Source organism: Bradyrhizobium sp. LB8.2 (assembly GCF_040548035.1).
Taxonomy (GTDB): Bacteria; Pseudomonadota; Alphaproteobacteria; order Rhizobiales; family Xanthobacteraceae; genus Bradyrhizobium.
Window position 1 is genome coordinate 84872 of the sequence record NZ_JBEPQV010000030.1, and the last position, 23563, is coordinate 108434.

Genomic DNA, 23563 nt, shown 5'->3' on the forward strand with positions numbered 1-23563 from the left:
CGCGAGCGATTTCTTGGCGCACATTGCCATTATTTCCCGAATGACCGGACAGTTCCGGAACGAACTGCCGGCTCGGTCCATTGTGTCGGCGGATGGTATCGGCGCTATCCATGCATTGCCCGGCTCAGCGCCGAGACCGCTCCGCCCGCCGAACCGGCAGCATCCTGGAGCAGCCGGTTCGGCGCTCTGGGCGTGTCAGCTCATCCCGATTTCCACCGCGATCCGGATCAGATCGGAATGGTTCTTGGCACCGAGTTTCTGCTTGAGCAGGGACGTGGTGTTGGCCACGGTCTTGTAAGAAATGCCGAGCGCCTCGGCGACCTCCACGATCTTGTCGCCTCGCCCCAGCAGGCGAAGAATCTCGAGCTCCCGCGGCGTCATCTGCGAGGCCGGGTTGGCCTTGATCGCCGCGCCGGAAAACGTCACGGCTTCCGCGAGCTGCGGCGAGATGAAATTGTCGCCCGCGACCACCTTGCGCACCGCCTTGAGCAGGATCCGGGGATCGTCGCCCTTGGAGACATAGCCCTGAGCCCCAAGCTCGACCGCCCGCACCACGAAGGCCGGATCGTCATTCATGCTGAACATGATGATCTTGGCGTCCGGATCGTCCTTGCGAATGCGCCGCATCAGTTCGAAGCCGGAGACATCCGGCAGGCTGATGTCGATCACGGTGACGTCGGGCCGCTTGCTGACATAGGCGCGATGCCCGGATTTGGCGTCGGCCGCCTCTTCGATCCGGATCGAATGGTCGGAGGCGAACAGGGTGCGGCAACCGGACAGCACCACGGGATGGTCGTCAACGATCAGGACTCGGGTTGCCGGCTTAGTGGAATCTTGCATCGCAGCTCTCTTGCTTTTCGACTCATAGACCCCCGGGAACAAATGGAAAGAGCAAATCCGGCCGATGCGCGTTAGAATTGACCTAATGTGGCAACGCCTCTCGTTCAGAACCCAACTGTTCCTGCCGCTCGGGATCGGCTTCCTCGCCGCGCTGATCATGGGCGGCGTGCTGCTTCAAACCTTCGCGGCCGGGCAACTGGCCGACGAGAACGAGCCGGGGCGGCGTTTGACCCAGACGGTTGCAGCCGCGCTCAACAACACCCTGCGCACCTCGAACACTCCTCGGCAGACCCTCGACGCCTTTGTCCATTCTTTGGACATCTCCTCTGATATCCAATTCCGTGCTGTGGACGCGGGTCCCGCATCTGCAGCGAAGGACGATCTGCGCAAGCCGCATGGCGTGCCGCAATGGTTTGTCGACCTGCTCACCATTCCGGATATGGACACGGCAACTCCGGTGATGATCGGCGGCCAGCGTGTCGGCGATCTCCTCTTCCTGCCGGACCTGTCGGCCGACCTGTTCGAGAAGTGGATCGGCTTTCTCGCGCTGACTACCCTCGTCGCCGTGCTGATGGTGCTCACCGGCACCATTGCCTATGTTTTCGCCGGATCGGCCTTGCGCCCGCTGCAATATCTCGGCGAAGGCCTCACGCGGATACGGCGCGGCGACTACGCGACGCCGATCCCGGTCGGAGGACCGCCGGAAATCCGGCAAAGCTGCGAGGAGGCCAATGCGCTGGCCGCAACGCTGGCCCAATTGAGCCAGGACAATCGCGACCTGCTGCACCGCCTGGTGTCGCTCCAGGACGACGAGCGGCGCGATCTCGCGCGCGAACTGCACGACGAACTCGGCCCGTTGCTGTTCAGCATTCGCGTCGGCACGATCGCATTGGTCGAGGCCTCGCCTACGGCGGGACATCTCGGCAATTCGGCGGAAGAGGTGTTGCAATCGGTCGAGGCACTCCAGCAGACCAACCGCCGCATCCTCGACCGATTGCGACCGCTCTACATCGAGGAATTGGGTCTGAAGACCAGCGTGCAGACGCTGCTCCGCAACTTTCGCAAGCAAGCCCCGTATGTCGGCCTGACGGACACGATTGATCCGGATCTCAACGGGATCGACGGGCCGCTGGCTCAGACCGTCTATCGCGTGATTCAGGAGGCGCTGACCAACGTGCTGCGCCATGCCGGCGCCAGCAATGCCCATGTGCAGGCGACCTTCGCCGGCGAGACGGTCGTCATCGAGATTTCCGACGACGGCGGCGGCTTTCCCGAAGGCGATTTGTTCGGCCGTGGCCTGACCGGCATGCATGAGCGCGTGCGCGCGCTCAGCGGATCGCTGTCACTGCTGCGCGCGGATGAACGAACCTATGTGCGCTGCCGCCTTCCCGCCGAACCGGCAGGCGAGGCACCGGTCACCGATTAGCACGCACAGCCAAGGTGCGTGTTCTGTCGCGCCGGCTCGCACAGCGTGGTGCGTATCTTGCCGTCCGGGCTGAAGCAAAACGAGGCGCGGATGCGCAGCGCGCCGGCGACGGAATATTCGAGATCGACGCCGTGGGGCGCGGGATGGATTTCCTCCAGCCCGAAACCTGCCGACGAGAAAGCGCTGAGCCGCGGCTGCCAATAGGCTTCGAGCTCGGTGCGGCCGCGATAGCGCTGCGTGCCGTTACACGTGCATTCGACCTGGCCGTCGTCCGCATAGAGGTCGAGCAGCGTCGCGAGATCGCCCTTCCTGCAGGCATCCACCCAGTCGACGACAATTCCCATCTGGTCGAAATCGCTCACGCCGCAATCCTGTCTGCCGCGAAAAATCACTGGTGGCTTAGGACCACACTCGTGAATGTGCGCTGAATGGTAAACCCCGGGCGATACCGGGTTCCCTCGGGGTATCTGCGGAGCTCAGCTCTGTCGCCGCCCTTTAGCCCACACGGCGAAGGCGATCAGCACGGCGCCTGCGAGCGTGAACCAGGTGATGGCGTATTGCAGGTGATCGTCCTTGAGATGGATGTCGAGGGGCCCCGGCCGCGGAATGCCGTTCTCGGGTGCGGGCTGCTCGAGGTCGATATAGAATGGCGCAGCCGCGCCCCAGCCCAGCGTGCTCGCGATCGCCACATGATCGCGCACGAACCAGAGCCGCTTGTCGCGGTTCTCCGCCGGGGTCAGCCAGCCAGGTGCCTCGGGAAAGCGAAGATAGCCGGTGAACGAGACCACCTGCCCCGTGATGAGCTTCTTGACCGCGCGATCCTCGACACTGCGATCCTGCATGGTGTTTTCGACGAAGCCCGCATCGATCACGACCGTTTCGCCGCTTGGCAGCCGCGCCGGCAGGAACGCCCAGGTACCGGGGCTTGCGGCATCCTTGCGCACGGCGGACCCGGGCGAATAGACCATCGCATCGGGCAACGGCGCATACGTCGCGGTAAAGCTGACACGGCGGAATTCATCGCGCGCGGGACTTAGCGCGGCCCATCGTGCTGGCGGCGGCAGCGCGACCGGTGCCTCCGCAAGACGCTCGGTGAGCGCTGTGATCAGCTCGTGCTTGGCGAGGCGGCGCTGCAATTGCCAGAGGCCGAGCGCGACGCAGACCGCGGCCAGGAAAAGCGTGAACAGCGCAAAGCCGGCCACGCGTGGCTTGCGCGCGGTCTCGTTCATTTCGCGCGGTCGACCAGCCGGCCCGGCGCCGCCTTGTGGTGGAATTGCAGCGCGATCAGCAGCGACTTCATCGCGCGCAACGGCAGCAGCGTGGTCGCGAGGATCAGCGGCAGCCACAGCACCGCGTGCAGCCAATACGGCGGCTGATACTTGACCTCGACCACGAGCGCGCAGCCGACCACGATCGCGCCGGCCAGCATGATGATGAAGATCGCAGGACCGTCGCCGGAATCGATGAAGGCGTAGTCGAGGCCGCAACGGTCGCAGGCGGGCGCAAGCGTCAGGAAGCCCGCATAGAGCTTGCCCTGGCCGCAGCGCGGGCATTTGCAGGCAAGCCCGCGCAGCGCGCTTTGCAGGACAGTGGTTTGTGGCTCGGACGTATCGGAGGCTTCGTTCATGATGAAGGAGTCTATCACAGTTCTGCCGAAACCTCCGGCGCGTCGAAGGCAAAAGGGCGGCCCTGCGGCCGCCCTTTCTGATCAATCCAAGGCTGCTCAGTGCGCGCCGTGGGCCATGGACTCGGCGCCGTGTCCCCACACATAGATGCAGAGGAACAGGAACAGCCAGACCACGTCGACGAAGTGCCAGTACCAGGCGGCAAACTCGAAGCCGAGATGCTGCGTCGGCGTGAAGTGGCCGGCATAGGCGCGGAACAGGCAGACCAGCAGGAAGATGGTGCCGATCAGCACGTGGAAACCGTGGAAGCCGGTCGCCATGAAGAAGGTCGCGCCGTAGACGTTGCCGGCGAACGAGAACGCCGCGTGGCCGTACTCATAGGCCTGCACGCAGGTGAAGAGCGCGCCGAGCACGACGGTGATGATCAGGCCGTATTTCAGGCCCTGGCGGTCGTTCTCGAGCAGCGCGTGATGGGCCCAGGTCACCGTGGTGCCGGAGGTGAGCAGGATCAGCGTGTTCAGGAGCGGCAGATGCCAGGGATCGAAGGTCTCGATGCCGTGCGGCGGCCAGGTGCCCGGCACAGCGCAGGCGCCGGCCGCGGTACCGAGACCGCAGCCGAATATCGCATCGCGGGTGGCGTGGACGGCGTCGGCCGGGAACAGCGCTGCGTTGAAATAGGCCCAGAACCAGGCGACGAAGAACATCACCTCGGAGGCGATGAACAGGATCATTCCGTAGCGGTGATGCAGCTGCACCACGCGGGTGTGGTCGCCCTTGTACTGGGCTTCCTTGATCACGTCGCCCCACCAGCTCGCCATGGTGTAGAGCACGCCGACGGTGCCGACGCCGAAGATGATCGGCGCCGCCGAGAACATGTGGTGCATCCAGGCGATCGCACCGACCGCCATGATGAAAGCCGAGATCGAGCCGACGACCGGCCACGGCGAGGGATCGACCAGATGGTAGTCGTGATGCTTGGTGTGCGCCGTTGCCATTTGCGGTCTCGCTCCTCAATCCCGTGCCTGTCCGGCACTTATCCCCTTGTGTCCAATCCCCTGAGCGTGAGCCCGGCGATCAGAGATTTCCCTTGCGTTTGTCGCCCTCGCCAGAGGCGACGGGCTTCACCACCGGATCGCGCACCGGATAGAACGTGTAGGACAGCGTGATCGTGTTCAGCCCGTCGTTGTCGTGGTCGTCCGCGATCGACGGGTCGACGTAGAACACGACCGGCATCTCGCGCTTCTCGCCGGGCGCCATGGTCTGCTCGGTGAAGCAGAAGCAGTTGATCTTCTGGAAATAGGATCCGACCGTCAGCGGCGCGACATTGTAGGCGGCCTGGCCTGCGGTGGTCCGCGCGGCCTGGTTGGTCACCGTGTAAAAGACTGTCACGACCTGACCGATATTGACCTCGATCTCGCTCTGCTCCGGCTCGAACTTCCAGGGCAGGCCGGGCGCGACGTTGGAATCGAAGCGCACCGCGATCTTCCGTGCGATCGGACCGCTCGCCGGCGCCGAGGTCGCGACCTGGGTCGTGCCGTTGAAGCCGGTGGCACGGCAGAACCAATTGTAGAACGGCACCGCCGCGTAGGAGGCGCCGACCATCAGCGCGACCACGCCGCCGCAGATCGAGGCGACCAGCACGTCGCGGCCGACACCCATGAAAGGCCGACGCCTCTTGGTGGCCGTCCGGCTCTGACCCGGCGATATGGTCGGCTTCTGATCCATGTTTCCTACATCGGCCGGATGAGCACGGCCGGTCCCTTGACCATGGTCACGGCGAAGAACAGCACCACGAGCACGCCGAGCGCGAGCGCGATCGCGATCGAGCGCTGTCGACGGCTCTTCTTCTGCGCCTCGGTGAGGACGATTCCATCGATTTCGGGTTTGTCGGCCATTCCTGCGATCATGCGCCCCCTACCATCGGAGCAAGCGCCCGGAACACGACCTCGGCCAGCAAAGTCGCGAACAGCGCGAACAGATAAAGGATGGAGAACGCAAACAGCTTTCGCGTCGCCCGCAACGATTGGCTGCGCTCGCGGCGGATATAGACGTTGATGGCGAACGCCAGCATGCCGGCGCCGAGGATCAGCGAGACGATGCCGTAAATGGCGTCAAAATAGCCGAGCGCCCACGGCGCAGCGGCGACCGCGATCAGCACGATGGTGTAGAGCAGGATCTGAAGCCGCGTCGCGTCGGGGCCGGCGACATTGGGCAGCATCGGGATGCCGGCACGCGCGTAATCGTCGGAGCGAAACAGCGCCAGCGCCCAGAAGTGCGGCGGCGTCCAGAAGAAGATGATGGCGAACAGCAGCAGCGGCTCGACGTCGACCGTGCCTGTGACCGCGGCCCAGGCCACCACCGGCGGCAGCGCGCCGGCGGCACCGCCGATCACGATGTTCTGCGCGGTCCGGCGCTTCAGGCCGATCGTGTAGATCACGACGTAGAAGAAGATGGTGAAGGCGAGCAGCGCGCCCGCGATCCAGTTGACCAGGATGCCGAGCGTCATCACCGAGAAGAAGGCGAGCGTCATGCCGAAGGTCATCGCCTCAGGACGGGTGATACGGCCGCGCGGAATCGGCCGGTTCGCCGTGCGCGACATCTTGGCGTCGATGTCGCCTTCCAGCGCCATGTTGAGCGCGCCGGAGGCGCCGGCACCGACGGCGATGCAGAGCAGCGAGGTGAAGGCCAGCACCGGGTGGAAATGCCCGGGTGCCAGCGCCATTCCGACCAGCGCGGTGAAGATCACCAGCGACATCACGCGCGGCTTCAAGAGCGCGATGTAGTCGCCAACCTCCGCTTCGGAGATGCGGGGATTGATGTCGACGGCGTTGTGGTCGAGGACGGACACTTAGTTTGACTCGCTTTGTTGTAGAGCCGCGGCGCCCGTCACGGGCGCCGCGGGAGATTGATTACTGCACGCGGGGCAGCACTTCGAACTGGTGGAACGGCGGCGGCGAGGGCAGCGTCCATTCCAGCGTGGTCGCACCGGCACCCCATGGATTGTCGCCAGCCGGCACCTTTTTCGCGAAGGCGTCGATCACGCAATAGAGGAAGATCAGCACACCGAAGCCGGAGATGTAGGAACCGAGCGACGAGACCAGATTCCAGCCCGCGAACGCGTCGGGATAGTCGACGTAGCGGCGCGGCATGCCCGACAGGCCGAGGAAGTGCTGCGGGAAGAACACCAGGTTGACGCCGATGAAGGTGACCCAGAAATGAGCCTTGGCCAGCGTCTCGTTGTACATGTAGCCCGACATCTTCGGGAACCAGTAGTACCAGCCGGCAAAGATCCCGAACACCGCGCCGAGCGACAGCACGTAGTGGAAATGCGCGACGACGTAGTAGGTCTCCTGCAGCACGCGATCGACGCCGGCATTCGCCAGCACGACGCCGGTGACGCCGCCGACGGTGAACAGGAAGATGAATCCCACCGCCCAGAGCATCGGGGCGCGGAACTCGATCGAGCCGCCCCACATCGTGGCGATCCACGAGAAGATCTTCACGCCGGTCGGAACCGCGATGACCATCGTGGCAGCGACGAAATAGGCCTGCGTCGCCGAGGACATGCCGACCGTGTACATGTGGTGCGCCCACACCACGAAGCCGATGCCGCCGATCGCGACCATGGCGTAGGCCATGCCGAGATAGCCGAACACGGGCTTGCGCGAGAAGGTCGAGACGATCTGGCTGACCATGCCGAATGCCGGCAGGATCAGGATGTACACTTCGGGGTGGCCGAAGAACCAGAACAGATGCTGGAACAGCACGGGGTCGCCGCCGCCTTCGGGGTTGAAGAATGTCGTCCCGAAATTGCGGTCGGTGAGCAGCATGGTGATGGCACCGGCGAGCACCGGCAGCGACAACAGCAGCAGGAACACCGTCACCAGGATCGACCACACGAACAGCGGCATCTTGTGCAGGGTCATGCCCGGCGCGCGCATGTTGAAGATGGTGGTAATGAAGTTAATGGCGCCGAGGATCGAGGAGGCACCGGCAAGATGGATCGACAGAATCGCGAAATCCACTGCCGGCCCCGGGTGGCCCGAGGTCGACAGCGGCGCATACATCGTCCAGCCCGCGCCGACGCCGTTGGCACCCGGCTCGCCCTCGACGAAGGTCGACATCAGCAGCAGCGCGAACGAGGCCGGCAGCAGCCAGAACGAGATGTTGTTCATGCGCGGGAACGCCATGTCGGGCGCGCCGATCATCAGCGGTACGAACCAGTTGCCGAAGCCGCCGATCATCGCGGGCATGACCATGAAGAAGATCATGATCAGGCCGTGAGAGGTCACGAACACATTGTAGGTGTGCGTCTCGTGGAAGATCTGCACGCCCGGATACATCAGCTCGGCACGGATCGCGATCGACATCGCGGCGCCGATGATGCCGGCGATGACCGCGAAGATCAGGTACATCGTTCCGATGTCCTTGTGGTTGGTCGAATAGACGTAGCGCCGCCATCCAGTCGGATGGGCGTGCTCGTCATGTCCGTGGTCTTGCGCGTGATCGCCGTGTGCCGCTGCGCTCGTTGCCATTTTCAAATCCTGCCTTGCGTCCCGATCGGACCCTTTGGAGGTCCCGCCTTTATGTCGCTTTCAGTCCCCTCGAGCCCCTCGCCCGGCGCTTACTGCGTCGGGCCGGCCGTGGAGGCGTAGGTGCTGGTGCCGCCGCTCGCAAATTTCTTCTTCGCCGTCTCAACCCAGGAGGCGAACTCCTGGTCCTCCACGACGCGAATCGCGATCGGCATGAAGGCGTGGTCCTTGCCGCACAGCTCCGAGCACTGGCCGTAGAACATGCCGGTCTTGGTGGCCTTGAACCAGGTCTCGTTCAGCCGTCCCGGAATGGCGTCGATCTTGACGCCGAAAGCCGGCATCGCGAAGGCGTGGATGACGTCGGCGCCGGTGACCTGGACACGAATCACCTTGTTGACCGGCACCACCATCTCGTTGTCGACACCGAGCAGCCGGGGCTGCTTGTCCTGGGCCAACAGCGAGTCGAACTCGAACTTGCCGTTATCAGGATAGGCGTAGGACCAGTACCACTGCTTGCCGGTCGCCTTGATCGTGATGTCCGCCTTCGGCACGTCGAGCTCCAGGAACAGCAGGCGGAATGACGGCACCGAGATACCAACCAGAATCAGCACCGGAACGAGCGTCCACGCCACCTCGATCAGCGTGTTGTGCGTGGTCCGCGACGGCACCGGATTGGCCTTCGAGTTGAACTTGACGACTACGATCACGAGCAGCGCCAGAACGAACAGCGTGATCACGGTGATCAGCACGAACAGGAAATTGTGGAACCAGACAATATTGTCCATCACCGGGGAAGCGGACCGCTGAAGCGTCCACTCCCACGGCGCCGGTTGCCCGAGTTCGGCGAATGCCGCGCCGCTCGTCGCCAGCGTCAGACCCGCCACGGCCAATCCCAGCAAGTGCCGGCCCACCGGGCCCATCGACAACTTCATGCCGTTCGCGCTCCCCTAACGAAATCACCCCAAGTGCATTCCCCTAATTTTCGGGAAACGCATTATTCGATCCGCCCGTCTGACAAACCGCCGCGCAAGAATACCTCTAAGAGGAACTGGGGCCGGATCGCTAGAACGCCGAAATCAAGCCTCTCAAACCATAATTCTTGATCTATCGCAATGCAGTCTTAAGCCCGGTCTGTCAGTCATCGCCCGCAAGATATTTCCTAGTAACATCAGACAAAAGTACCGTTTCCCGGGACGCTGCGGCTTGACAGCGGAATTGCCCGCGTTAGGCACTGGCAGACAGCCGCACCGGAACCTGATTCGTGCGGGCGACGGCGGCCGTGGCGGCGTGGAATTTGCTTGCGAATCGCCTTCAAGACGCCGTCATTCCCGTATCAGTCCGCCAGGTGCGAGCGACCCAGGCGAGCAGAGGGACCGACCCGATGGGGTTTTCGAGATGCATGGCAAGGCCGGCGAGAAGGCAGGCTAGCGGCCTCACGAAGCTGGCTGCCCTGCTGGCTGCTGTCGTCGTCCTGGCGTTCCCGGGCCTCGCCCATGCGCAGGGCGCGGTGCGCTCCGTCCATGGCGACTGGCAGATTCGCTGCGACACCCCGCCGGGCGCCCAATCCGAGCAATGCGCGCTGATCCAGAGTGTGGTGGCCGAAGACCGCTCCAATGCCGGCCTGACCGTGATCGTGCTCAAGACCGCCGACCAGAAAAGCCGCCTGATGCGGGTCGTCGCCCCCCTCGGCGTTCTCCTGCCCTCCGGCCTCGGCCTCAAGCTCGACAACCAGGACGTCGGCCGTGCCGGCTTTGTCCGCTGCCTGCCCAATGGCTGCGTCGCCGAGGTCGTCATGGACGACAAGCTGCTCGGCCAGCTCCGCACCGCCAAGACCGCGACCTTCATCATCTTCGAGACCCCGGAAGAAGGCATCGGCTTCCCGCTCAGCCTGAACGGACTCGGCGAGGGCTACGACAAGCTGCCATAGGCGGCTGGGCCGGCCTCGTCTAGTAAATCTCAAGGCAGGCTGTGCCGTTGTCGCTCTCGAAGGATTCGATCGTCTACGCATGTCGGCGAAGCAGAGCCGCGATTGCCGCCGTGGTTTGATTGCCGGTCCGCAGCCAGATCACCTTCGCCGGAGACCCCAACAAGCTTGCCATGTCGGCAAAATCGACGTCCTGGGTCACAATCGCGAAGCCATTTGCCTTCGCAAACTCCCAAAGCGCACGGTCCGAAGCTTCCGATAGTCTGTGAGACCGGACGTGACTGGAATCTGGAAAAAGGTCGGCGATCATCTGACAAAGCATGAAGCTGAGGTTCTGATCGAACAGCAGCCTCATATCGGTGCGGTCACCAATCGCCTCTCGCGGTCGGCGGCATAGGCCAGGCAGGCGCGGATATCGTCCTCGGTCAATTCGGGGAAGTCGTCGACGATTTGAGCGTGGGTGTGACCAGCAGCCAGCCAGCCGAGCACATCCGCCACAGCGATCCGCATGTGGCGGATGCAGGGTCGCCCCCCACGCTTGCCAGGCTCAATCGAGATGATGTCTCGGTAATTCATGAAAGCAACATAGCATCGATCTGTATCAGCGTCAGGGCCCCTTGCTTCCAGCCCAATCCTATCGTTTCCGTAATGTGACGGCCAAGCCCCTCGCGGAACCGCCGGGAAACCATTATCTTGCCTCACATCCCCCGATAATGGACGGACGCATGACAAATCCTGCCACAACCTCCCTGCTCGACCGCGCCAATCTCGACCGCGACCAGGTTCGCAACGAGCTCGCGCGCGGGCTTGCCGGTGCCGACGACGGCGAATTGTTCCTGGAATATAGCCAGACCGAAGCGCTGATGTTCGACAATGGGCGGCTGAAGCAGGCGACCTACGACACTTCGCAGGGCTTTGGGCTGCGCGCCGTCAAGGACGACGCGGTTGGCTATGCGCATTCCTCTGACGTTTCGCTGCCGGCGCTGATTCGCGCCGCGGACGCGGTCGCGGCCGTGCGCGGCGGTTATTCCGGGAGCTTCGCGGCGCCTCCAGCGCATACCAACGTGCGGCTTTATAGTGACGACAATCCGCTCGATGCCCCCGGCTTCGAGACCAAGGTAAAACTGCTTGCCGAGATCGACGCCTATCTGCGCGACAAGGATCCGCGGGTACGGCAGGTCAGCGTCAGCCTGGGCGCGACCTGGCAGGTGGTCGAGATCCTGCGGCCCGACGGCGAAAGCTATCGTGACATCCGCCCGCTGGTGCGCGTCAACGTCTCCGTCGTCGCCGGCCAGGGCGACCGCCAGGAGAGCGGCAGCAAGGGTTATGGCGGCCGCGCCGGCTACGCCGAATTCATCGAGAGCAAGAACTGGCGTGACGCCGCCGACGGCGCGCTGCGCGAGGCCCTCGTCAATCTGGAATCGATTCCCGCCCCCGCCGGCGAGATGGACGTCGTGCTCGGGGCCGGCTGGCCCGGCGTGATGCTGCATGAAGCGGTCGGCCATGGCCTCGAGGGCGACTTCAACCGCAAGAAGACGTCTGCGTTTGCGGGCCTGATGGGCCAGCAGGTCGCGGCCAAAGGCGTCACCGTGGTCGACGACGGCACCATTGCCTCGCGCCGCGGCTCGCTGTCGATCGACGACGAGGGCACGCCGACCAACCGCACCGTGCTGATCGAGGACGGCGTGCTGGTCGGCTACATGCAGGACCGCCAGAACGCGCGCCTGATGAACATGAAGCCGACCGGCAACGGCCGTCGCCAGGGCTATGCCCATGTGCCGATGCCGCGCATGACCAACACCTACATGCTCGCGGGCGACCGCGATCCGGCCGAGATTCTCGCCTCGGTGAAGAACGGCGTCTTCGCCGCGAATTTCGGCGGCGGTCAGGTCGACATCACCTCGGGCAAATACGTGTTTCAGTGCACCGAGGCCTACAAGATCGAAAACGGCAAGATCGGTGCGCCGTTGAAGGGCGCCATGTTGATCGGCAACGGGCCGACCGACCTGCATCGCATTCGCATGATCGGCAACGATCTCGCGCTCGATACCGGCATCGGCACCTGTGGCAAGAACGGCCAGGGCGTGCCGGTCGGCGTCGGCCAGCCATCGCTTCTGATGGAACGCATTACGGTGGGTGGAACGGGCGGATGAGTGTCGAGAAGGTAACTGTCACCACGAAGCGGAAGGGCAGCGGCTGGGCCGGCCAGCTCGTGCAGCTCGCCGGCATCGTCGCCGCGGTGTTCATCGCCAAGGGCGCGCTGGCCGAGCCGTTCTACGTGCCTTCGGGCTCGATGGAGCCGACATTGTTGATCGGCGACGCCTTGATCGCCTCGAAATTCCCCTACGGCTACGGCACCTCGTCGCTGCCGATCCAGATCAACCTGCCCGAGAGCGGCCGCGTCTTCGCGGAAACGCCGAAGCAAGGCGACGTCGTCGTGTTCCGCTGGCCCGGCGACCGCTCGCAGGCCTGGGTCAAGCGCGTCGTGGGTCTGCCCGGCGACCGCATCCAGTTGCGGCAGGGCCAGCTCTTCGTCAATGACCGTCCCGCCGAGCTGAAGCCGGACGGCGTTGGCGCCGCCGAGGACGACAATGGCGGCAGCGAGCCCGCCTATCGCTATGTCGAGACGCTGCCGAACGGCGTCTCGCATCTGATTTTCAAGATGCGCGACAACGGTCCGCTCGACAACACGCAGGAAGTGACGGTGCCGGCAGGCCATCTCTTCGTGCTCGGCGACAACCGCGACAATTCCGCCGACAGCCGCGTGCCCTTGCGCTCCGGCGGGGTCGGCCTGTTGCCGATCGACAATCTGGTCGGCCGTGCCGATGCCGTGCTCGGCTCCTGGGATCTCGGCATCCGCGGCCAGCCGGTGTGGACCTGGCTGTCCGGATTTCGCATGGCGCGGTTTTTCACCGCCGTGCATTGAAGGCCGGAATGTCTCGCCCTCTCCCGCGCGCGGGAGAGATTGCTTAGCTATGCCCGCAATGACGGCGGTGAGAGCTGCACGCTAGCGCACCACGCCCGACGTAAACCCCGCCTTCCGGCGCGGCGGCTTGATTTCCTTTTTCAGGAAGCAGCGCGCTTCGCGTCCGGTGTAGCCGGGGCGTGCATAGGTGAAGGCGCGGCATTTGTTGTCGGCGGTGCAGGCGGCCTTGCAGGCCTCTCCGCCTTCGCCGGCCTTGATCTCGAAATTGCGCAAATCGCCGCCGGGACGGTCGATCGAGGTCTCCACGCCTGCGACGCGCGGCTCGATCACGCCGGCGCCACGCACACCGGAGATGCAGCAGCTTTCCGGCACGCGCGCCGGCACCGCGTTCTTGAGCCAGCACACCGCCGAGCCACCTTCGACGTCGGGATAGCTGAAGCTCCAGGAGCGGCAGCGGCGGTCGCGCTCGCATAGCAGCGCGCAATCCTCGGGATCACCTGACGTGACCGGCGTGCTGAAATAGTCTCCGCCGGGCCGATCGAACGCCGTCTGGGCGCGCACAGGCCAGCTCGCAAACACGAGCGAAAGCAGCGCGGCACATGCCACGACGCTTGCCAGGACGCTCGCCATGACGGCCAGGCGGCCCTTCCCCATCGAAACAGCTTTCGGGTTATTGACGACGCTCAGGTTTTTCAGGCGGTCATTTGATCGCCGCAAACCTGTATGGGCGATGAACGGCTCGGGTCCTGATCGTCGGCCTCTCAGGTCTAGAACGCGTATTCCGCGTAGGCTGGTTCCACCGAGCCGTTCCAGGGACCGTTGAACTTCTCGAGCATCTCCTCGGCCGGCGTGCGGCCGGAATCGATGATGCGATCGAGCGGCTCCAGATGCCGGGTCTCGTCGCGGCCGAGCTGATCGATCCGGCCGCGCCGGCGCAGGCCGGCATGTGCCAGAACGAGGCATTCCTTGGCGATCTCGAACAGATAGCGGTCCTTGATCCGCGACTTGAAGCCGAAGCGCGGCACGTCGTCGCGCAGGCCCTGACGCTCATGCGCGGTCCAGTGCTTCACAAGGTCCCAGGCGGCATCGAGCGACACGTCGTCGTAGAGCAGCCCCGCCCAGAACGCCGATAACGCCGGCAGACGGCCCCATGGGCCACCGTCGGAGCCGCGCATCTCGAGATAGCGCTTGAGCCGCACCTCCGGGAAGATCGTCGAAAGATGGTTGGCCCAGTCCGACAACGTCGGACGTTCCCCGGGCAAATTGTTGTTGCGGCCATCGAAGAAGGCGCGGAACGAAGAGCCGGAGACGTCGATGTAATCCTCGTCGCGCTTGACGAAGTACATGGGTACGTCGAGCGCGTAGTCGACATAGCGCTCGAAGCCCATGCCGTCCTCGAACGCCCACGGCATCATGCCCGAACGCGCATTGTCGGTATCGCGCCAGATCTCGGACCGGAAGGAGAGGAAGCCGTTCGGCTTGCCCTCGGTAAACGGCGAATTGGCGAACAAGGCGGTTGCGACCGGCTGGAGCGCGAGCGAGACACGCAGCTTCTTGACCATGTCGGCTTCGGAGGAAAAGTCGAGATTGGTCTGCACCGTGCAGGTCCGGTACATCATGTCGAGGCCGTATTGGCCGACCTTCGGCATGTAATTGGTCATGATCTTGTAGCGGCCCTTGGGCATCACCGGGATGTCGGCGCGCGACCAGGACGGCGTCATGCCGAGCCCGAGGAAGCCGATGCCGAGCGGCGTTGCGATCTCGCGCACCTGCGCCAGATGCGCCATCAGCTCGCTCTGGGTCTGGTGCACGTTCTCGACCGGCGCACCGGAGAGCTCGAACTGTCCGCCGGGCTCGAGCGAGATCGCGCCGCCGCCGGTGACGTCGTAGAGGCCGATGATGTTGCCCTTCTCCATGATCGGCTCCCAGCCGAGCAGGAGCTTCATGCCTTCGAGCAGCGCACCGATACCGCGCGCGCCTTCGTAGGGCACCGGGCGGTGGCCTTCGAGCGTGAACGGCGTCTTCTCGTGCTCGGTGCCCATGCGGAATTCGGACGGGTCCTTGCAGCCTTCCTCGAACCACGTGACGAGTTCGTCACGTGATTGCAGCGGCGTCATATCGATCTGGTCTCGCGCCATGTCAAACTCTAATTAAAAGGGCGCTTCGACAGAAGGCGCGCGGGTGACGGGGACGGTCCGCGCACCCATCGGGTGCACGGACGAGCTGGTGTGCCGCGCGCTCATCGCGACGGCGTGGTTTCGTTGGCGTGGACGACCGGCGGCAGTTTCATCTCGCCGCACGAGCAGCCGAGGCGGTCGAGCAGACCGCTGAGCTTGACGGCATCCGCGTCGGACAGTTTCGAACCGACATATTTCTCGATTGCGGCCGAATAGGCGCCCCACATCCGCTTCTGCAATTCGCGGCCGGCTTCGCTGATCTCCACGAACTGGCCGCGCTTGTCGATCTTGCATTCACGCCGCGAGGCGAGGCCTTCGTCGACCAGACGGTCAATCAGCCGCGATGTCGAATATTGCGGGATCAGCATCTGCCGTTCGAGTTCGACCGGGCGCAGCTCACCCGAAGGCGCGCGCGACAATTCGAGCAGGGCGTCGTACCATGCCAGCGGCGGGAACCCCGCCTTCTTCAGGTCCTGCTCGACGCAATCGAGCACGCGGCTCTGCACCCGCATCAGGCGGATCCAGGCGGAAGTCGCCTCGGTCGATGGTTTGCGTTTCATGGTCCCGCTCAAGCTCGTCGCCCGTCTCTTACCCTACTCGATGCACCTGCATCAATCTTGACTATTTCAAGCAGATGCATGTAGTCGTTCTTTCGCCTGAACCAAGCAACAAGAGGAGAAAATTCCATGAAATTGTACTATTCGCCCGGTGCCTGCTCGCTATCCCCCCACATCGCGCTCCTGGAAGCCGGCCTGCCGTATGAGCTGGTCAAGGTCGATATCCGGGCGAAAAAGCTCGAAAATGGTGAGGATTATCTGAAGCTGAACCCCAAGGGCCAGGTCCCTGCGCTGGGTCTCGATAGCGGAGAGATCGTGACCGAAGGCCCGGTGATTGTCCAGATCATCGCCGATCAGGCCTCAGCCAAGGCGCTGGCGCCGGCCCACGGCAGCTCAGAGCGCTACAAGCTGCTCGAATGGCTGAACTTCCTCACCTCGGAGGTCCACAAGAGCTTCGGTCCGATGTTCGCGCCGGCGCTGAACGACGAGGCCAAGGCGTTTTTCCGGGATCGCGTCATGGGCAAGCTGAAATACATCGACAGCCAGCTCGCCGGCCGCGATTACCTCATGGGCAAGCAGTTCACGGTGGCTGACGGCTATCTCTTCACGATGCTGACCTGGGGCGACCGGATGAAGTTCGACCTCTCGGCGATGCCGAACCTGGTCGCGTACAAGACCCGCGTCGCGGCGCGGCCGCAGGTGCAGGAAGCGATGAAGAAGGAAGGGCTGATTCAGGCCGCCTGAGACGCAAATGCGAAAGGCCGGATCGAGAATCCGGCCTTTCGTATTTTTCATCCCGGCTACGGATTCAGAGAATTACGCCGCCGCTTTCTTGGGGGCGAAGCGGCCGTAGAAGGTTTCTCCCTTCGCGGCCATCTCCTCGAGGAGTTTCGGCGGGGTGAAGCGCGAGCCGTATTTCGCCTCCAGCTTGTGGCAGAGCTCGACGAAGGTCTTCGGGCCCATGAAGTCGATGTAGGACAGGGTGCCACCGGTGAACGGCGCGAAGCCGAAGCCGAGGATCGAGCCGACATCGGCCTCGCGTGGATCGGTGATGACGTGATCCTCGACCGTGCGGGCGGCTTCCACCGCCTGCACCACCAGGAAGCGCTGCTTCAACTCCTCGATGTCGAGCGTATCGGGGTCGAGCTGCTTCGGCTGCAGCGCCGAGAGACCCGGCCACAGGCTCTTCTGGCCCTTGCCCTTCTCGGGGTAGTCGTAAAACCCCTTGCTGTTCTTGCGGCCGAGACGGCCCTGCTTCTCGACCATCTCCACCATCAGCTTCTTCTGATCGGGATTGATGGCGTTGGGACCGAGGTCGGCTTCCGTCGCCTTCATGATCTTGAGGCCGAGGTCGAGCGCGACTTCGTCGGAGAGCGAGAGCGGGCCGACCGGCATGCCGGCCATCTTGGCGCAGTTCTCGATCATCGCCGGCGGCACGCCCTCGAGGAACATCTCGTTGCCCTCGGCGACGTAGCGGCCGACGCAGCGATTGGCGAAGAAGCCGCGGCTGTCGTTGACGACGATCGGCGTCTTGCCGATCTGCCGGACGTAGTCGAGCGCAGTCGCGATCGCGAGATCGCCGGTGTTCTTGCCCTGGATGATCTCGACCAGCATCATCTTCTCGACCGGCGAGAAGAAGTGGATGCCGACGAACCTGCCCTGGTCCTTGAAGCTCTCGGCCAGCGAGGTGATCGGAAGCGTCGAAGTATTGGACGCGAAGATCACGTCCGGCTTCATATGCTCCTGCGCCTTGGCAAAGGTATCGGCCTTGACCTTGCGGTCCTCGAACACGGCCTCGATGACGAGGTCGACGTCCTTCAACGCGGAATAGTCCGCGGTCGGCGTGATGCGGGCGAGCAGGGCTTCTGCGTCGCCGGGCTTGGCGCGGCCCTTCTTGATCTGCTCCTCGATCACCTTTTGCGCATGCGCCTTGCCCTTGTCGGCGCTCTCCTGGTCGCGATCGATCAGAACGACATCGAGGCCGGCACGGGCCGAGACATAGCCGACGCTCGCGCCCATGAAGCCGGCGCCGATCACGGCGATCTTCTTCACCTTGGTCGGCGGCACATCCTTCGGACGGCGCGCGCCCTTGTTCAATTCCTGCATCGACAGGAACAGGCTGCGGATCATCGCGGCCGCTTCCTTCGAGCGCAGCACCGAGGTGAAGTAGCGCGACTCCACCCGCAGCGCGGCGTCGATCGGCAGCTGCAGGCCTTCATAGACGCAGCTCATGATCGCGCGCGCGGCCGGATAATTGTCGTAGGTCTCGCGGCGATAGATCGCGTTGCCGGCCGGGAACATCATCATGCCGGCCTTGGAGAACACCGGACCGGCGGGGAGCTTGAAACCCTTCTCGTCCCAGGGCGCAACAGCCTTGCCGCCGCCCTTGATCCAATCCTTCGCCGCCTTGACGAGATCGGCGGCGGGAACGATGGCATGGATCAGATTGAGCGCCTTGGCCTTCTCAACCGTGACAGGATCGCCCTTGAGCAGGATCGTCATCGCGTCCTGCGGCGGCACCAGGCGCGGCACGCGCTGCGTGCCGCCGGCGCCGGGGAACAGGCCGACCTTGACCTCGGGCAGGCCGAGGCGGGTCTTGGGATTCTCCGCGGCCACGCGATAGTGGCAGCACAGCGTGATCTCGAAGCCGCCGCCGAGCGCGAGGCCGTTGATCGCCGCCGCCCACGGCTTGCCGGAGGTCTCGATTCCGCGCAGCACCAGCGAAAAGCGCCGGCTCTGGTCGAACAGCATCTGGTTTGCGGCGGTCTCGCCCTGCTCCTTGAACAGTTTTGCGTAGGCCTGGTTCATGCCTTCGAGCATGGACAGGTCCGCACCGGCGCAGAACGCCTCTTTCGCAGAGGTGATGACGACGCCCTTCACCGCGGCGTCAGCCGTGGTTTCCTTGACGATCGCGTCCAGCTCGCTGGTCGAGGTCTCGTCGAGCACGTTCATCGAACGGCCCGGGATATCCCAGGTGACGAGCGCGATGCCGTCGGAATCGGTCTCAACCTTGAAATTCTTGTAAGCCATGTTGGTTGCTCCCTACCCTTAGACGCGCTCGATGATGGTCGCGGTGCCCATGCCGCCGCCGATGCACAACGTCACCAGCGCGGTCGCCTTGTTGGTGCGCTCGAGCTCGTCGAGCACGGTGCCGAGGATCATCGCACCGGTCGCACCGAGCGGATGGCCGAGCGCGATCGCACCGCCATTGACGTTGATCTTGGCGTTGTCGATGTCGAAGGCCTGGATGTAGCGCAGCACGACGGAGGCGAAGGCCTCGTTGAGCTCGAACAGGTCGATATCCGACTTCTTCATGCCGGAGCGCGCAAACAGCTTTTCGGTGACGTCGACCGGGCCGGTCAGCATCATCGCGGGTTCGGAGCCGACATTGGCGAAGGCGCGAATTCTTGCACGCGGCTTCAGGCCGTATTTGCTGCCGGCTTCCTTGCTGCCGAGCAGAACCGCGCCGGCACCATCGACGATGCCCGACGAATTGCCGGCGTGGTGCACGTAATTGACGCGCTCGATCTCGGGATGCGACTGCACCGCGACGCCGTCGAAGCCGCCCATCTGCGCCATCATTGTGAACGCCGGCTGCAGCTGCGCCAGCGACTGCATCGTCGTCGAGGGACGCATGTGCTCGTCCTTGGCGAGGATGGTGAGGCCGTTGATGTCCTTCACCGCGACGATCGACTTGTCGAAGCGGCCTTCATCCCAGGACTTCGCCGCGCGCTGCTGGCTCTGCACCGCATAGGCGTCGACGTCGTCGCGCGAGAAACCGTATTTGGTGGCGATCAAATCAGCCGAGACACCTTGCGGCATGAAGTATGAGGGCACCGCCATTGACGGGTCCATCGGCCAGGCACCGCCGGAGGCGCCGATGCCGACGCGGCTCATGGATTCCGCGCCGCCGCCGATCACGAGTTCATGCTGCCCGCTCATCACTTGGGCTGCGGCAAAATTCACGGCGTCCAAGCCGGACGCGCAGAAGCGGCTGATCTGCACGCCGGGCACGGCCTCACCGAGGCCCGCCTTCAGCGCCGCAAAGCGCGCGATGTCGGAGCCGGCTTCGCCGACCGGATCGACCACACCGAGAATGACGTCATCGACGGAATCTTCCGGGAGGTTATTGCGGTCCTTCAGCGCCTTCAGCGGCACCGTCGCAAGCGCGAGCGCGGTGACTTCGTGCAGCGCGCCGTCCGCCTTGCCGCGGCCGCGCGGGGTGCGGACGTGGTCGTAAATATAGGCATCTGCCATGGGAGCCTCCTGATTGCGGTGATTGGTTACGACCGCCGCGCGGTCGCTATCATTCGTGGGGCGGAAATCCTCAGAACGCTTCCGCGGGCAGTTCCATGATGGTGGCGCAGCCGGCCTGGATGCGCGCAAGATTGGCGGCGGTCTCCGGAAGCATCCGCTCCATGAAGAAGCGGCCGGTGACGAGCTTGGTCGAGAGATAGGGGGTTGCCCCGCTGTCGGCAATCTTCACCTGCGACACCTTCGCCATCTTTGCCCACATGTAGCCGAGAGCGACGAAGCCGAAGAGATTCAGGTAATCGGTCGCGGCGGCACCGGCATTGTCGGGCTTCGCCATCGCGTTCTGCATCAGCCAAGTGGTGGCCTGCTGGAGATGGCCGAGCGAAGCGGAGAGCGGGGTGATGAAAGGCTTCATCGCCTCGTCGCCGCCGTTCTCCTTGGCGAAGGCCATGACCTCGCCGAAGAACGCCATGATGGCGCGGCCGCCGTCGCGCGGCAGCTTGCGGCCTACGAGGTCGAGCGCCTGGATGCCGTTGGCGCCTTCATAGATCATGGCGATGCGGGCATCGCGCACGAACTGCTCCATGCCCTGCTCGGCGATGTAACCGTGGCCGCCATACATCTGCTGCGCCTGCACCGCGTTGGCGAAGCCGTAATCGGTCAGGAAGCCTTTCAGGACCGGCGTCATCAGGCCCATGTGATCGTCGGCGGCCTGGCGGTCCTTAGGGTCCTCGGAGCGGTGGGCGACGTCGCTCTTCAGCGCGGTCCACATCACGAAGGCGCGCGCAGCCTCGTTGAAGGAGCGGATCGACAGCAGCGTGCGGCGTACGTCGGGATGCACGATGATCGGATCGGCCGGCTTGTCCGGCGCCTTGACGCCGGTGAGCGAACGGCCCTGGATGCGATCCCGCGCATAGGCGACGGCGTTCTGATAGGCGACCTCGGACTGCGCGAGACCCTGCACGGCGACGCCGAGGCGGGCCTCGTTCATCATCACGAACATGCCCTGCATGCCCTTGTTCTCTTCGCCGATCAGCCAGCCGATGGCATTGTCGTAGTTCATCACGCAGGTGGAATTGCCGTGGATGCCCATCTTGTGCTCGATCGAGCCGCAGACCACGCCGTTGCGTGTGCCCACCGAACCGTCGGCGTTGACCATGAATTTCGGCACCACGAACAGCGACACGCCCTTGATGCCGGCCGGCGCGCCCTCGATGCGGGCAAGCACGAGGTGGATGATGTTGGGCGCGAGGTCATGCTCGCCGGCCGAAATGAAGATCTTGGTGCCGGTAACCTTGAAGCTGCCGTCGGCCTGTCGCACCGCCTTGGTGCGGAGCATGCCGAGGTCGGTGCCGCAATGCGGCTCGGTCAGGTTCATGGTGCCGGTCCACTCGCCCGCCACCATCTTCGGCACGTAGGTCTGCTTCTGCTCGGGCGTGCCGTGGACGATCAGCGCCGCTGTCGCGCCCATGGTGAGGCCGCCATACATCGAGAAGGCCATGTTGGCGGAGATCTGGAATTCGTTGACCGCCTGGCTCAGCGTCACCGGCAGACCCTGGCCGCCGAACTCGGTCGGGGCCGACAGGCCGAGCCAGCCGCCCTCGGCGACCTGCTTGAACGCGTCCTTGAAGCCCCTCGGCGTGGTGACGCTGCCGTCATCGGCGCGCTTGCAGCCTTCGAGATCGCCCACACGATTGAGCGGCTGGAGCACCTCTTCGGCGAGCTTGGCAGCTTCGCCGAGAATGGCTTCGCGCACGTCGCTCGACGCGTCGGAGAAGCCGGCCAGATTGTCATAGCGGTCGATCTGGAAGACGTCGTTGAGCAGGAAGTTCACGTCTTCGACGGGGGCTTTGTAGATCGGCATGGCGTTCTCCCGGCATAGATTTGAAGTGGTGGAATTTTTTATGATTGAGCGGCGAGCTGCTCCGCCATCAGGCGATGCAGCATGTTGATCGCCTTGAGCGGCCGCACCATCACCTTGAAATGGGTGATGCGTCCCTCGCCGTCGAAGGTGATGATGTCGACGCCGTTGATCTCGAGGCCGTCGATCAGGGTCTTGAATTCGAGCACGGCGCCGCTCTCACTTGTCCACTCTCCGACATAGGTGAAGCCGGGACCGCCAAGCACCTTCTCGGCACTCGCGAGATATTTGAAGGTGATGTCGCGTCCGCGCTGCGGCGAATGCACGACGGGGCTTTCGAAGACAGCGTCGGGATGCAGGAGGTCCCAGAGCGCTTTGCCGTCGTGGGACTTCATGAAGGCGTACCAGGAGTCGAGACCGGTCATTGTCAGAATGCCTCCCGTGGATAAAAAGGCCTTGGCAAAAACTCGAAAACAACCCCATGCACAGTAGCTATGAGATTGATTCCGCTGGGTTTTCGGACCGGGTCTTTTGCCCCGACCTTAGCCGGTCCATATGCACATTGACGCATATGCACCAATACGCATAAAGTCAAGTCAATTGGTCGAGAGACCTCGAACGGGAGCTGGCGCCATGGCACTGGGCGACGCGATCCTCGCATGCCTGACGGAACGTCCGATGACGGGCTACGAGCTTGCCAAGACATTCGACTCCTCGATCGGCTTCTTCTGGAAGGCCGACCACCAGCAAATCTACCGCGAACTCTCCAAGCTGCGCGACCGCGGCTACATCCAGGGCCGCGAGGTCGTGCAAACAGGCAAACCCAATAAACTGATCTATACGCTGACTCCCGAGGGCCGAACAGCGCTGCGGCACTGGGCCGCGCGGCCAAGCACGCCGCCCTCGATCAAGGACGACCTCCTGGTGCGGCTGCATGCGCTCGACAGCATCGACATCGAGCCCCTGCGCGCCGATCTGATGGCCCGGCTGGAGCACCATCGCGATCGGCACGAGAATTACGAGCGGATCCTCAAGAAGCGATTTCCGGAAGGCGCGGCGTCGGGCGTGCTCGACCTCGGTAATTTGCTCCTGCTTCAGCTCGGTGCCCGGCACGAGCAGATGGTGGCCGATTTCTGCGAAGAGGCGCTTGAGGCCCTGTCGGCCACGAGCGGCAAGGGCACCGTGGTGCCGCTGGAGGAAGGCAAGCGCGAGGGCAAGGACTAGACCGGCTTCGGTGGTGCTCGTCGCTTCTCCCGCTTGCGGGAGAGGTCGCGCCGAAGGCGCGGGTGAGGGCTCTCTCCTCTTGGGGGTTCTCGATTGCGGAAGCACCCTCTCCCCAATCCTCCCCCGCAAGCGAGGCTATCGGATTCACACATCGGCCATTCGCAGTGAGGCGCCAAATTTGATGCGCTGGAAGGCTTCGAGCCCCAAGCGCATGGTT

The 23563-nt window shown here is 63.9% G+C and carries 25 protein-coding genes; 6 read left to right on the forward strand and 19 right to left on the reverse strand.

Features of this window, described 5'->3' with window-relative positions; all coding sequences use genetic code 11:
- Window positions 1-195 precede the first annotated feature (195 nt).
- The gene (locus tag ABIB06_RS29655; RefSeq protein ID WP_247352361.1) at window positions 196-840 is read right to left on the reverse strand and encodes a response regulator transcription factor; all 645 of its coding nucleotides are present in this window, start codon (window positions 838-840) and stop codon (window positions 196-198) included.
- Window positions 841-925: 85 nt separating this feature from the next.
- Between ABIB06_RS29655 and ABIB06_RS29660 the strand changes: the two genes are divergently transcribed.
- Window positions 926-2266, forward strand: coding sequence for a histidine kinase (locus ABIB06_RS29660; RefSeq protein WP_354051316.1), 1341 nt, complete (start codon window positions 926-928; stop codon window positions 2264-2266).
- On the opposite strand, the gene ABIB06_RS29665 is transcribed toward ABIB06_RS29660, so the two are convergent.
- The 9 genes from ABIB06_RS29665 to coxB all read right to left on the reverse strand — a co-directional run bounded on the left by ABIB06_RS29665 (window position 2263) and on the right by coxB (window position 9355).
- Complete coding sequence (locus ABIB06_RS29665; RefSeq protein WP_247352356.1) at window positions 2263-2628, reverse strand: nuclear transport factor 2 family protein; 366 nt, start codon at window positions 2626-2628, stop codon at window positions 2263-2265. The genes ABIB06_RS29660 and ABIB06_RS29665 overlap by 4 nt on opposite strands.
- Window positions 2629-2742: 114 nt before the next feature.
- Entirely contained in the window at window positions 2743-3495 is a 753-nt protein-coding gene (locus tag ABIB06_RS29670; RefSeq protein ID WP_354051314.1) for an SURF1 family protein, read from the reverse strand.
- Window positions 3492-3893: a DUF983 domain-containing protein gene (locus tag ABIB06_RS29675; RefSeq protein WP_354051312.1), complete on the reverse strand. Its 402-nt coding sequence runs from the start codon at window positions 3891-3893 to the stop codon at window positions 3492-3494. The genes ABIB06_RS29670 and ABIB06_RS29675 overlap by 4 nt, the downstream gene beginning before the upstream one ends.
- A 96-nt stretch (window positions 3894-3989) precedes the next feature.
- Window positions 3990-4886 (reverse strand): cytochrome c oxidase subunit 3, encoded by an 897-nt coding sequence (locus ABIB06_RS29680; protein ID WP_247352351.1) that lies wholly within the window; start codon window positions 4884-4886, stop codon window positions 3990-3992.
- A gap of 79 nt (window positions 4887-4965) precedes the next feature.
- A complete protein-coding gene (locus ABIB06_RS29685; RefSeq protein WP_354051310.1) occupies window positions 4966-5616 on the reverse strand; it encodes a cytochrome c oxidase assembly protein in 651 nt (216 codons plus the stop codon).
- Window positions 5617-5621: 5 nt separating this feature from the next.
- Window positions 5622-5798, reverse strand: a complete 177-nt coding sequence (locus ABIB06_RS29690) for a cytochrome c oxidase system small membrane protein (protein WP_247352347.1) — start codon at window positions 5796-5798, stop codon at window positions 5622-5624.
- Window positions 5795-6739 (reverse strand): heme o synthase, encoded by a 945-nt coding sequence (locus ABIB06_RS29695; RefSeq protein WP_354051308.1) that lies wholly within the window; start codon window positions 6737-6739, stop codon window positions 5795-5797. The genes ABIB06_RS29690 and ABIB06_RS29695 overlap by 4 nt, the downstream gene beginning before the upstream one ends.
- 61 nt (window positions 6740-6800) lie before the next feature.
- On the reverse strand, window positions 6801-8426 hold the full coding sequence (gene ctaD, locus ABIB06_RS29700; protein WP_354051306.1) for a cytochrome c oxidase subunit I: 1626 nt from the start codon (window positions 8424-8426) through the stop codon (window positions 6801-6803).
- 89 nt (window positions 8427-8515) lie between these two features.
- Window positions 8516-9355, reverse strand: a complete 840-nt coding sequence (gene coxB, locus ABIB06_RS29705) for a cytochrome c oxidase subunit II (protein ID WP_247352342.1) — start codon at window positions 9353-9355, stop codon at window positions 8516-8518.
- Between the two features lie 449 nt (window positions 9356-9804).
- Here coxB and ABIB06_RS29710 point away from each other — a divergent pair, with 449 nt between their 5' ends.
- Window positions 9805-10350 carry an invasion associated locus B family protein gene (locus ABIB06_RS29710; protein ID WP_354051304.1) on the forward strand — a complete coding sequence of 182 codons (546 nt, stop codon included), beginning with the start codon at window positions 9805-9807 and terminating at the stop codon, window positions 10348-10350.
- Window positions 10351-10423: 73 nt separating this feature from the next.
- Here the strand turns inward: ABIB06_RS29710 and ABIB06_RS29715 are convergent, their stop codons facing one another.
- A complete protein-coding gene (locus ABIB06_RS29715) occupies window positions 10424-10702 on the reverse strand; it encodes a DUF5615 family PIN-like protein (RefSeq protein WP_354051302.1) in 279 nt (92 codons plus the stop codon).
- Window positions 10699-10923 carry a DUF433 domain-containing protein gene (locus tag ABIB06_RS29720; protein WP_354051300.1) on the reverse strand — a complete coding sequence of 75 codons (225 nt, stop codon included), beginning with the start codon at window positions 10921-10923 and terminating at the stop codon, window positions 10699-10701. Before ABIB06_RS29720 ends, ABIB06_RS29715 begins: the two co-directional genes overlap by 4 nt.
- A 149-nt stretch (window positions 10924-11072) precedes the next feature.
- Here ABIB06_RS29720 and tldD point away from each other — a divergent pair, with 149 nt between their 5' ends.
- Together tldD and lepB are read left to right on the forward strand one after the other, a co-directional pair.
- Window positions 11073-12500 carry a metalloprotease TldD gene (gene tldD, locus ABIB06_RS29725; protein ID WP_026233924.1) on the forward strand — a complete coding sequence of 476 codons (1428 nt, stop codon included), beginning with the start codon at window positions 11073-11075 and terminating at the stop codon, window positions 12498-12500.
- Window positions 12497-13273 carry a signal peptidase I gene (gene lepB / locus ABIB06_RS29730; RefSeq protein ID WP_354051299.1) on the forward strand — a complete coding sequence of 259 codons (777 nt, stop codon included), beginning with the start codon at window positions 12497-12499 and terminating at the stop codon, window positions 13271-13273. The genes tldD and lepB overlap by 4 nt, the downstream gene beginning before the upstream one ends.
- A gap of 81 nt (window positions 13274-13354) precedes the next feature.
- Here the strand turns inward: lepB and ABIB06_RS29735 are convergent, their stop codons facing one another.
- From ABIB06_RS29735 to ABIB06_RS29745, 3 genes are all read right to left on the reverse strand, one after another.
- A complete protein-coding gene (locus tag ABIB06_RS29735) occupies window positions 13355-13927 on the reverse strand; it encodes a PAN domain-containing protein (RefSeq protein ID WP_247352332.1) in 573 nt (190 codons plus the stop codon).
- Between the two features lie 113 nt (window positions 13928-14040).
- Window positions 14041-15411: a glutamate--cysteine ligase gene (locus ABIB06_RS29740; protein WP_247448399.1), complete on the reverse strand. Its 1371-nt coding sequence runs from the start codon at window positions 15409-15411 to the stop codon at window positions 14041-14043.
- Between the two features lie 101 nt (window positions 15412-15512).
- Window positions 15513-16010, reverse strand: coding sequence for a MarR family winged helix-turn-helix transcriptional regulator (locus tag ABIB06_RS29745; protein WP_247352328.1), 498 nt, complete (start codon window positions 16008-16010; stop codon window positions 15513-15515).
- Window positions 16011-16136: 126 nt separating this feature from the next.
- Between ABIB06_RS29745 and gstA the strand changes: the two genes are divergently transcribed.
- The gene (gene gstA, locus ABIB06_RS29750) at window positions 16137-16751 is read left to right on the forward strand and encodes a glutathione transferase GstA (protein WP_247352326.1); all 615 of its coding nucleotides are present in this window, start codon (window positions 16137-16139) and stop codon (window positions 16749-16751) included.
- A 72-nt stretch (window positions 16752-16823) separates the two neighbouring features.
- On the opposite strand, the gene ABIB06_RS29755 is transcribed toward gstA, so the two are convergent.
- The 4 genes from ABIB06_RS29755 to ABIB06_RS29770 form a co-directional block, all read right to left on the reverse strand.
- Window positions 16824-19037, reverse strand: coding sequence for an FAD-dependent oxidoreductase (locus ABIB06_RS29755; RefSeq protein WP_354051295.1), 2214 nt, complete (start codon window positions 19035-19037; stop codon window positions 16824-16826).
- Window positions 19038-19055: 18 nt separating this feature from the next.
- On the reverse strand, window positions 19056-20264 hold the full coding sequence (locus ABIB06_RS29760) for an acetyl-CoA C-acetyltransferase (RefSeq protein ID WP_354051293.1): 1209 nt from the start codon (window positions 20262-20264) through the stop codon (window positions 19056-19058).
- A 70-nt stretch (window positions 20265-20334) separates the two neighbouring features.
- The gene (locus ABIB06_RS29765; RefSeq protein WP_354051291.1) at window positions 20335-22125 is read right to left on the reverse strand and encodes an acyl-CoA dehydrogenase C-terminal domain-containing protein; all 1791 of its coding nucleotides are present in this window, start codon (window positions 22123-22125) and stop codon (window positions 20335-20337) included.
- Between the two features lie 38 nt (window positions 22126-22163).
- A complete protein-coding gene (locus tag ABIB06_RS29770) occupies window positions 22164-22547 on the reverse strand; it encodes a nuclear transport factor 2 family protein (protein ID WP_247448394.1) in 384 nt (127 codons plus the stop codon).
- Window positions 22548-22755: 208 nt separating this feature from the next.
- Here ABIB06_RS29770 and ABIB06_RS29775 point away from each other — a divergent pair, with 208 nt between their 5' ends.
- Window positions 22756-23346 (forward strand): PadR family transcriptional regulator, encoded by a 591-nt coding sequence (locus ABIB06_RS29775; RefSeq protein WP_247448393.1) that lies wholly within the window; start codon window positions 22756-22758, stop codon window positions 23344-23346.
- Window positions 23347-23563 lie beyond the last annotated feature (217 nt).

Coding starts and splice junctions, on each gene's coding strand:
- ABIB06_RS29735 (WP_247352332.1), bottom strand. CDS start 13,927: ATGGGGAAGGGCCGCCTGGCCGTCATGGCGAGCGTCCTGGCAAGCGTC.
- ABIB06_RS29765 (WP_354051291.1), bottom strand. CDS start 22,125: ATGCCGATCTACAAAGCCCCCGTCGAAGACGTGAACTTCCTGCTCAAC.
- ABIB06_RS29715 (WP_354051302.1), bottom strand. CDS start 10,702: ATGAGGCTGCTGTTCGATCAGAACCTCAGCTTCATGCTTTGTCAGATG.
- ABIB06_RS29770 (WP_247448394.1), bottom strand. CDS start 22,547: ATGACCGGTCTCGACTCCTGGTACGCCTTCATGAAGTCCCACGACGGC.
- ABIB06_RS29675 (WP_354051312.1), bottom strand. CDS start 3,893: ATGAACGAAGCCTCCGATACGTCCGAGCCACAAACCACTGTCCTGCAA.
- ctaD (WP_354051306.1), bottom strand. CDS start 8,426: ATGGCAACGAGCGCAGCGGCACACGGCGATCACGCGCAAGACCACGGA.
- ABIB06_RS29745 (WP_247352328.1), bottom strand. CDS start 16,010: ATGAAACGCAAACCATCGACCGAGGCGACTTCCGCCTGGATCCGCCTG.
- ABIB06_RS29710 (WP_354051304.1), top strand. CDS start 9,805: ATGGGGTTTTCGAGATGCATGGCAAGGCCGGCGAGAAGGCAGGCTAGC.
- ABIB06_RS29680 (WP_247352351.1), bottom strand. CDS start 4,886: ATGGCAACGGCGCACACCAAGCATCACGACTACCATCTGGTCGATCCC.
- lepB (WP_354051299.1), top strand. CDS start 12,497: ATGAGTGTCGAGAAGGTAACTGTCACCACGAAGCGGAAGGGCAGCGGC.
- gstA (WP_247352326.1), top strand. CDS start 16,137: ATGAAATTGTACTATTCGCCCGGTGCCTGCTCGCTATCCCCCCACATC.
- ABIB06_RS29760 (WP_354051293.1), bottom strand. CDS start 20,264: ATGGCAGATGCCTATATTTACGACCACGTCCGCACCCCGCGCGGCCGC.
- tldD (WP_026233924.1), top strand. CDS start 11,073: ATGACAAATCCTGCCACAACCTCCCTGCTCGACCGCGCCAATCTCGAC.
- ABIB06_RS29740 (WP_247448399.1), bottom strand. CDS start 15,411: ATGGCGCGAGACCAGATCGATATGACGCCGCTGCAATCACGTGACGAA.
- ABIB06_RS29775 (WP_247448393.1), top strand. CDS start 22,756: ATGGCACTGGGCGACGCGATCCTCGCATGCCTGACGGAACGTCCGATG.
- ABIB06_RS29690 (WP_247352347.1), bottom strand. CDS start 5,798: ATGATCGCAGGAATGGCCGACAAACCCGAAATCGATGGAATCGTCCTC.
- ABIB06_RS29720 (WP_354051300.1), bottom strand. CDS start 10,923: ATGAATTACCGAGACATCATCTCGATTGAGCCTGGCAAGCGTGGGGGG.
- ABIB06_RS29670 (WP_354051314.1), bottom strand. CDS start 3,495: ATGAACGAGACCGCGCGCAAGCCACGCGTGGCCGGCTTTGCGCTGTTC.
- coxB (WP_247352342.1), bottom strand. CDS start 9,355: ATGAAGTTGTCGATGGGCCCGGTGGGCCGGCACTTGCTGGGATTGGCC.
- ABIB06_RS29655 (WP_247352361.1), bottom strand. CDS start 840: ATGCAAGATTCCACTAAGCCGGCAACCCGAGTCCTGATCGTTGACGAC.
- ABIB06_RS29755 (WP_354051295.1), bottom strand. CDS start 19,037: ATGGCTTACAAGAATTTCAAGGTTGAGACCGATTCCGACGGCATCGCG.
- ABIB06_RS29660 (WP_354051316.1), top strand. CDS start 926: ATGTGGCAACGCCTCTCGTTCAGAACCCAACTGTTCCTGCCGCTCGGG.
- ABIB06_RS29685 (WP_354051310.1), bottom strand. CDS start 5,616: ATGGATCAGAAGCCGACCATATCGCCGGGTCAGAGCCGGACGGCCACC.